The sequence below is a fragment of the Bradyrhizobium jicamae genome (assembly GCF_001440395.1).
Taxonomy (GTDB): Bacteria; Pseudomonadota; Alphaproteobacteria; order Rhizobiales; family Xanthobacteraceae; genus Bradyrhizobium; species Bradyrhizobium jicamae.
Genome location: NZ_LLXZ01000135.1, coordinates 25,301 through 31,704, shown reverse-complemented (window position 1 = coordinate 31,704; position 6,404 = coordinate 25,301). Strand labels below are relative to the sequence as shown.

Here is a 6,404-nt window from a genome sequence, read left to right as displayed (position 1 = left end):
GATCTCGGCAGCGCGGGCACGCTGCTGCAACGGCTCGACACCGAGAAGGTGATCCGCTGCGACGAAGTGCAGTGGCGTTTTCTCGGCCTCTCGCTCGCCGGCTACAACGTGCTGATCTCGATGCTGATGGCACTGATCGCCCTGTGGGGCATCGTCTCGGAGAAGCGGACAGCTTAGTCGCTTCGTAGGTTGGGCAAAGGCGCGATAGCGACGTGCCCACCATCTTTCATCGAGCACGTTTTCCGATGGTGGGCACGCTTCGCTTTGCCCACCCTACGAAACCGCGAACTGATTTGCCTTGTGCGCAAACACAATTCTTGACCCGCAACTGCGACAAGATAGCCCGAGGCAAATCAATTCTGAAGCCGCTACTCCGCCGGCGCTTCGCTGTTGCTTGTGTTGGCGCGGCTCGCCAAAAATCCCAGCGCCAGTCCGCCGACGGCGAGAATCGGGATCAGCTTCTTGACGCCAATGGCGCGGATGACCTGGATGCCGGCTGCGACCAGCATTGGATCGGACAACACGGTCTGCGCGGTGGACTTCGCGACTTTCGCCGCCTGTTCGGCGCGCGCCTCGATCTGCTTCTTGCGTATCATGTAGCAGCCGGCCGCGATCAGGGCGACCACGAAGAAGATGGCGGCGCCGGTCAGGCAGGCCTGCACCGGGCCGTAGTTCTGCAACACGAACACGAAAGCCGCCGCGCACAGAAACGCTGTCGTGACCAGCAACGCCACCGCCGCCGCTGCCGCCAGCGACGTCAGCCGCAACGCCGTGGCGGTCGATTCCTTGAAATCATCGATAAATCGCTGAAACATGGCGCGCCTCGATCCGAAAATAGCGTCAACAAAACAAGCCACATCTCGCCGCCGCGACGATGCAAAGGGACGGCATTCCCGTGCGGGTCACCCTGCGCCGGATCACCCCCGCCAAGATTACCTGCGCCAGGTCACGCCGATCAGGAAGCCGATACCAAGCGCCAGGGCGACGGTCGCCAGCGGCCGCTGCGTGATGGCGTCCTCCAGCGTCTCCTCGATCGAGGACGCCGCGTCCTGGGCGGCACCCATCATCGCGCTGCCGCGCTCCGACATGTCCTCGACCGCCTGCTCCGCATTGGCGCGGGCCTGATTGTAGCCGCGCCGCGCCTGCTTGCCGGCGGTGCCGGCAAAACTGTTCAGCGCATCGGTGATCTGCTCGGTCAGGGCTGCGATATCGTTTTTCACGGCGGTTACATCCTTTTCCAGGCGTTCGTAGGTCGCTTTGTCCGTCAGGTTTTTCATTGCGGCGTCAGACATCGAAAGCTCCCGGATATTGAATTGATCTGCGGAACAAACGCTTGGTTGAAGGGGAAGTTCCCCAAACTAGTCCTCCGGCAGTTGCGGCGAATTCGGCGGCATCAAGTGCTCCTTCAGGATCAGCGCCACGATCAGCAGGGGCGAGGACAGGAAGGCGCCCATCGGTCCCCACATCCAGGTCCAGAAGGCGAGCGCCAGGACCACGGCGAGCGCGTTCAGCGCCAGCCGCCGGCCGACGATCATGGGTGTCAGGAAATGGCCTTCCAGGAAGGTCATCACGGCAAACAGCGCCGACGGCAACAGCCCCGCACCGAGGGTCGGAAACGCAACCAGCCCAACCGCGACCAGCACGGCGAACATGGCCACCGGGCCGATGATCGGAATGAAATTCAGGATCGCCGCCAGCGCGCCGAGACCCGCCGGGTTGGGCATGCCGGTCGCCGCGCAAATCAGCCCGGTGACGACGCCGACGCCGATATTGATGCTGGTCACCATCAAGAGGTAATTGCCGAGATGCTCCTCGATCTCGTTGAGGATGCGCAGCGCCCGCAGCCGCCACTCACGCTCGCCGAAGTGCATGATCAGGGCCCGGCGCAGCTCCCGCCAGCTTGCGATGAACAGGATCAGGGTGGCGATGAACAGCATGAATTCGGCAAAGGTCGGCGACAGGAATTCGAGCGTCGGCTGCACCCAGTCGATCTTCGGCAGGTGCACCGTCGGCGTCGTCAGCGTGTCGGGGCCGCCGAGCATGCTCTGCAGCTCCTGCCACAGCGCAAGCGGCCGGTCGAACACATGCAGCTTCTCCTTCAGTTGCGCCCCGAGCTCAGGAAGTTTTGCGCCCCATTCCACCGCGGGCGAAGCGATCAGACCGATCATGAAAGCGACCGCGGCGCTGCCGGCGGCGACGATCCCGACGGCTGCAATGGCGCGCGGAATACGGAAACGCTCGAGGAAACTGGCCGCCGGCGAAAGCATGGTGCCGACGATGAAGGCCATCGTCACCGGCAGAAAGAACGCCTTGGCGAGATAAAGCCCGGCGATGATGCAGATGATCAAGAGGCCGACGAGGGCGATCGCCACCACTTCCGTGCGGCGAATGACCGGCGGCGCCTCGGCCTTGCTGTCCGGCAACGGCTCGCCCTCGTGCGGAAGCTTGCGCTCACCGGGCAGAGATTTGGACGGTGGGGATTTGGCGGCCAGAGGCTTGGCGGAAGCGGGCTTGCCGGGCGCGGGCTTGGTGGGAATGACGCTCACAATGGTTTTCCCTCGCCCGAAGCGGCGATGACAGGACAAAAACTAAGTCGAGAAGCGGACTGCAATCATAACGTCACGCGTCGGCACGGGTTCCAACGCACCACGCGCTGCGCGATGCCGCGCCTGATGGCCCGCACGGAACTGTCGGCCTGCGGCTGCGTTTGTTGGGCAGAGCATCTAGCGATGCACATCCAACGGGGCAGTCCCATGACACAGTCCTCCGAACGCCGGCCTTCGTCGCGCGTGGCAAGCGCGCTCGTCCTCGTCAGCGCACTGCTGACGCCGTTAGTGATTTCGAATGCTGCTAATGCGCAGGCGTTCGGCTACGCCTCTGCCCAGCCGGGTGCATATCCAGCCGATGAGGTGATCGGATCCGACGAGGGGGCTACGCCCGAGCGGCTTCGCCGCGCCGTCGTCGCCTTCGGTACGACGGAGGCGCCGGGCACGATCATCATCGATACCGGCAACACCACGCTTTATTATGTGCTCGGCCAGGGCCGGGCCATCAGATATGGCGTCGGCGTCGGCCGCGAAGGCTTTATCTGGTCAGGCGTGCAGACCGTCAGCCGCAAGGCCGAATGGCCGGACTGGCATCCGCCCGCGGCGATGATCGCGCGCCAGCCCTATCTGCCGCGCTTCATGGCCGGCGGTCCCGGCAATCCGCTAGGCGCGCGGGCGATGTATCTCGGCACCAGCCAGTACCGCATTCACGGCACCAACGATCCCTCGACGATCGGTAAATTCGTTTCGTCGGGCTGCATCCGCCTGACCAATGAGGACATCACCGACCTGTTCAGCCGCGTCAATGTCGGGACGAAGGTCGTGGTGCTGCCGAAGAACGCGCCGGTGATGGCGCGCGGCGGAGATACCAGAACCAGCATTGCGGTCCGTCCGGCCGGCGCGCAGCCGCGGCCGGCCGTGGCCGCACCTTCGGGGCGGCAGGCGATGAATCTTATTGCGCCGCAAGTGAACTGAATGAAGGCGTCGTGTTGCCTAAGAGGAGAGAGTTGATGCGATCTAGAAAACTGGCAGCGTGGGGGGCAGCCGCAGTGGTGTGCGCGTCTGCGCTGGCGCCCGTCGCGCAGGCCCAGGATTTCTTCTCGCAATTATTCGGCGGCTTCGGTCGCCAGCGCCACCAGCCCTATATCCAGATGCCGTTCCCCAATGACGATGGCCGCGTCTACGCGCCGCGCGGCGAGGGACGGGCGAGGCATGGCGGAGGCGGCAGCCAGGCCTATTGCGTGCGCACCTGCGACGGCCGTTATTTCCCGCTTCCGGCGTCCGACAATGCCAGTCGCGCCACGGCCTGTAACAGCTTCTGCCCGGCAAGCGAGACCAGGCTGTTCTACGGCAGCAGCATCGACGAGGCGACCGCCGACAACGGCAAGTCCTATTCGGACCTGCCGAACGCGTTCCGTTATCGCAACGAACTCGTCAATGGCTGCACCTGCAATGGCAAGGACGCGGTCGGGCTGGCGCCGGTCAAGATCGAGAACGATCCGACGCTGCGAAAGGGCGACATCGTCGCCGGCGAGAACGGCCTCTTGGTCGCCGGCCGCAGCGGCGACAAGCGCGGCGCGGAGCTGAATTTTTCGCCGGCCTCGGAGAAGGTCCGCGTCAAATATGGTCGCGTGCCAGTGGTGGCACGGGAGTGAGATTTGCCATGCCCGGGTCAAGCCCGGGCATGATGAGCGGTCAGGCCGCGCGGATCTTGCCGAGGAATTCGGTGACCTGATTGCCGAGTTGCTGGCTCTGCGTCTCCAGCGTCTGGGACGCGTGCTTCACATCCTCGGCAGCGGCCGCCGCTGCGTCGGCATCGGCCTTCACGCCGTTGATGTTGTCGGACACGTTCTTGGTGCCCTGCGCGGCAAACTGTGTCGAGCGCGTGATCTCCTGCGTCGCGGCGCCCTGCTGCTGCACGGCGGCGGCAATCGCGGTTGCGACCTCGTTGACCTCGCCGATGATGCTGCCGATGCCCTTGATGGCGCCGATGGCTTCGCCCGCCACCCGCTGGATGTCCGAGATCTGTTCGGAAATCTCCTCGGTCGCCTTCGCGGTCTGGCTCGCCAGTGATTTGACTTCGGAGGCGACCACCGCAAAGCCGCGGCCGGCCTCACCGGCGCGCGCGGCCTCGATGGTGGCGTTGAGCGCGAGCAGGTTGGTCTGCGCGGCGATGGTGTTGATCAGGCCGACCACTTCGCCGATCCGTCCCGCCGATTGGGCAAGCCCCTGCACGGTGCCGTCGGTGTTGCGCGCCTGACCGACCGCGCGGCTGGCAATGCTTGCCGCGTGCGCCGCCTGCTGGCTGATGTCGTTGATCGAGGCGCTCAGCTCTTCGGAAGCAGCCGCAACCGTCTCGACGCTCATCGAGGCTTCGCCGGACGCCTTCTCGGCGACCTGGACGCGCGCGTTGGTCTGGCGCGAAATCGTCGACAGGCCGGACGAGGTGGTTCGCATCTGGCCGGAAGCATCGCCGAGCTGGTTGAGGGTCTGGCGCACCATGCCCTCGAACTCGCCGACATAGCTCTCGATCGCCTTTTGCCGCACCATGGCGCCGGCGTTGCGCTCGCGTTCCTGCGCCTCGATCCGGGCCTTGTCGGCGGCCTGCTGCTTGAAGGTCTCCAGCGCGCCGGCCAGCGCGCCGATTTCGTCGTGGCGCGCGGCGTAGCCGGTATCGACGTGGAGATCGCCGGCGGCGACCTTCAGCATGGCGTCGCGCATGGTGTGGAGCGGCTTGATGGCGCGGCGGGCGACGATGACCTGGGCGCCGAAGGCCAGTGCGAGTGCGCCGATCAGCAGTGCGAGCTGCATCGAAAGCGAACGCCGGGCGCTGGCATATAGATGCGCGGCATGATCCTTGGCGGCGTCGAGCGCGGCTTCGGCCACGTTGACGGCGGCGGAGAGACGGCCGACCGTGACCGGAGTCCACTGGTTGGCGTTGAGCTCGGTCTTCTCACCGGCCACAATCTGCGTCAGCAGCCGGTCGCGCAGGGCGAGATAGGACGGCTCGAAATAGGCGGTCTTGGTCGCGGCGATTGCGCTCGAGATCGCCGGCGGCAACTGCATCCCCGACGCGGTCAATTCCAGCGCGGTCCACGCGGCGTCGATGCCGCCGGTATATTTCGTGTAGGCGAGCCGCGCCTCAGGCGCGATCTTTCCGGCGCCGAGCCCGGTGGAGACGATCAGCGAGGCTTCGCCCGCGGTGTTGCGCAACAGCCAGGCGATCTGCTTGATCGCCAGCAACTGGTCGATGGTCGCGTCCTGGTGATTGACGGCGGCGCTAAGGGCTCCGGACAGCTTCTCCAGGGTCTCCAGCATGGTGCTGGCGGCAGCAAAATATTCCTTGGCCAGTTCGGGCCGGCGCTGTGCCTTCGGCTTGGCCACGGCCTCCCAGAACTCTTTCTGCAGCGTGGTCATCGTCTTGAGCAGGCGGTCGAACTCCGGCACCAGCGTCTGCGCTTGCGCGAATTCCAGGCCGCCGAGCAGACCGAGCGCGTTGTTCATGGCCGGCATTTCGGTATCGCGGATGTTGCGCAGATATTTTTCGATATCGGCGTCCATCGGCGCGTCGGAATTCAAGAGCCGGTTGGTGGTGGAGCGGTCGGTGCGCAGATTGTGCATCGCCTTGAACATGTTCGCGGAGGCGTCCGCGATGACAGCAATGCGGCTTGCCACCTGCAAGCGGCCCCAGGAATCCCGGGCGTTAAGCGAAAATCCGACCACCACGCAGAAGGAGGTGACGAGGATGACGGTCTTCAGCAGCGCGGATACGGTCAGACGGTTCAACATGATGCTCCCCCAAGGCGCCCGGTCATTTGGGGGGGAAAACGGTAAATGGTTTGGCCAGTTATATCCGCG

7 protein-coding genes are annotated in these 6,404 nt (G+C 64.9%); 3 read left to right on the top strand and 4 right to left on the bottom strand.

What is annotated here, in order from left to right; all coding sequences use genetic code 11:
- Positions 1-177: disulfide bond formation protein B (locus tag CQ12_RS46540; RefSeq protein WP_245310079.1), on the top strand; the 177-nt coding region annotated here is incomplete at its 5' end.
- 191 nt (positions 178-368) lie between these two features.
- Here the strand turns inward: CQ12_RS46540 and CQ12_RS22180 are convergent.
- The 3 genes from CQ12_RS22180 to CQ12_RS22170 form a co-directional block, all read right to left on the bottom strand.
- Positions 369-815 (bottom strand): hypothetical protein, encoded by a 447-nt coding sequence (locus tag CQ12_RS22180; protein WP_057837430.1) that lies wholly within the window; start codon positions 813-815, stop codon positions 369-371.
- Positions 816-932: 117 nt separating this feature from the next.
- Positions 933-1,292 (bottom strand): ElaB/YgaM/YqjD family protein, encoded by a 360-nt coding sequence (locus tag CQ12_RS22175; RefSeq protein WP_057837429.1) that lies wholly within the window; start codon positions 1,290-1,292, stop codon positions 933-935.
- Positions 1,293-1,358: 66 nt separating this feature from the next.
- On the bottom strand, positions 1,359-2,492 hold the full coding sequence (locus CQ12_RS22170; RefSeq protein WP_057837435.1) for an AI-2E family transporter: 1,134 nt from the start codon (positions 2,490-2,492) through the stop codon (positions 1,359-1,361).
- Positions 2,493-2,753: 261 nt separating this feature from the next.
- On the opposite strand from CQ12_RS22170, the gene CQ12_RS22165 reads away from it, so the two are divergent.
- Positions 2,754-3,521 (top strand): L,D-transpeptidase, encoded by a 768-nt coding sequence (locus CQ12_RS22165; protein ID WP_057837428.1) that lies wholly within the window; start codon positions 2,754-2,756, stop codon positions 3,519-3,521.
- 35 nt (positions 3,522-3,556) lie between these two features.
- On the top strand, positions 3,557-4,201 hold the full coding sequence (locus tag CQ12_RS22160) for a DUF2865 domain-containing protein (RefSeq protein WP_057837427.1): 645 nt from the start codon (positions 3,557-3,559) through the stop codon (positions 4,199-4,201).
- Between the two features lie 40 nt (positions 4,202-4,241).
- Here CQ12_RS22160 and CQ12_RS22155 read toward each other — a convergent pair whose 3' ends face one another.
- Entirely contained in the window at positions 4,242-6,335 is a 2,094-nt protein-coding gene (locus CQ12_RS22155; RefSeq protein WP_057837426.1) for a methyl-accepting chemotaxis protein, read from the bottom strand.
- Between the last annotated feature and the right edge of the window lie 69 nt (positions 6,336-6,404).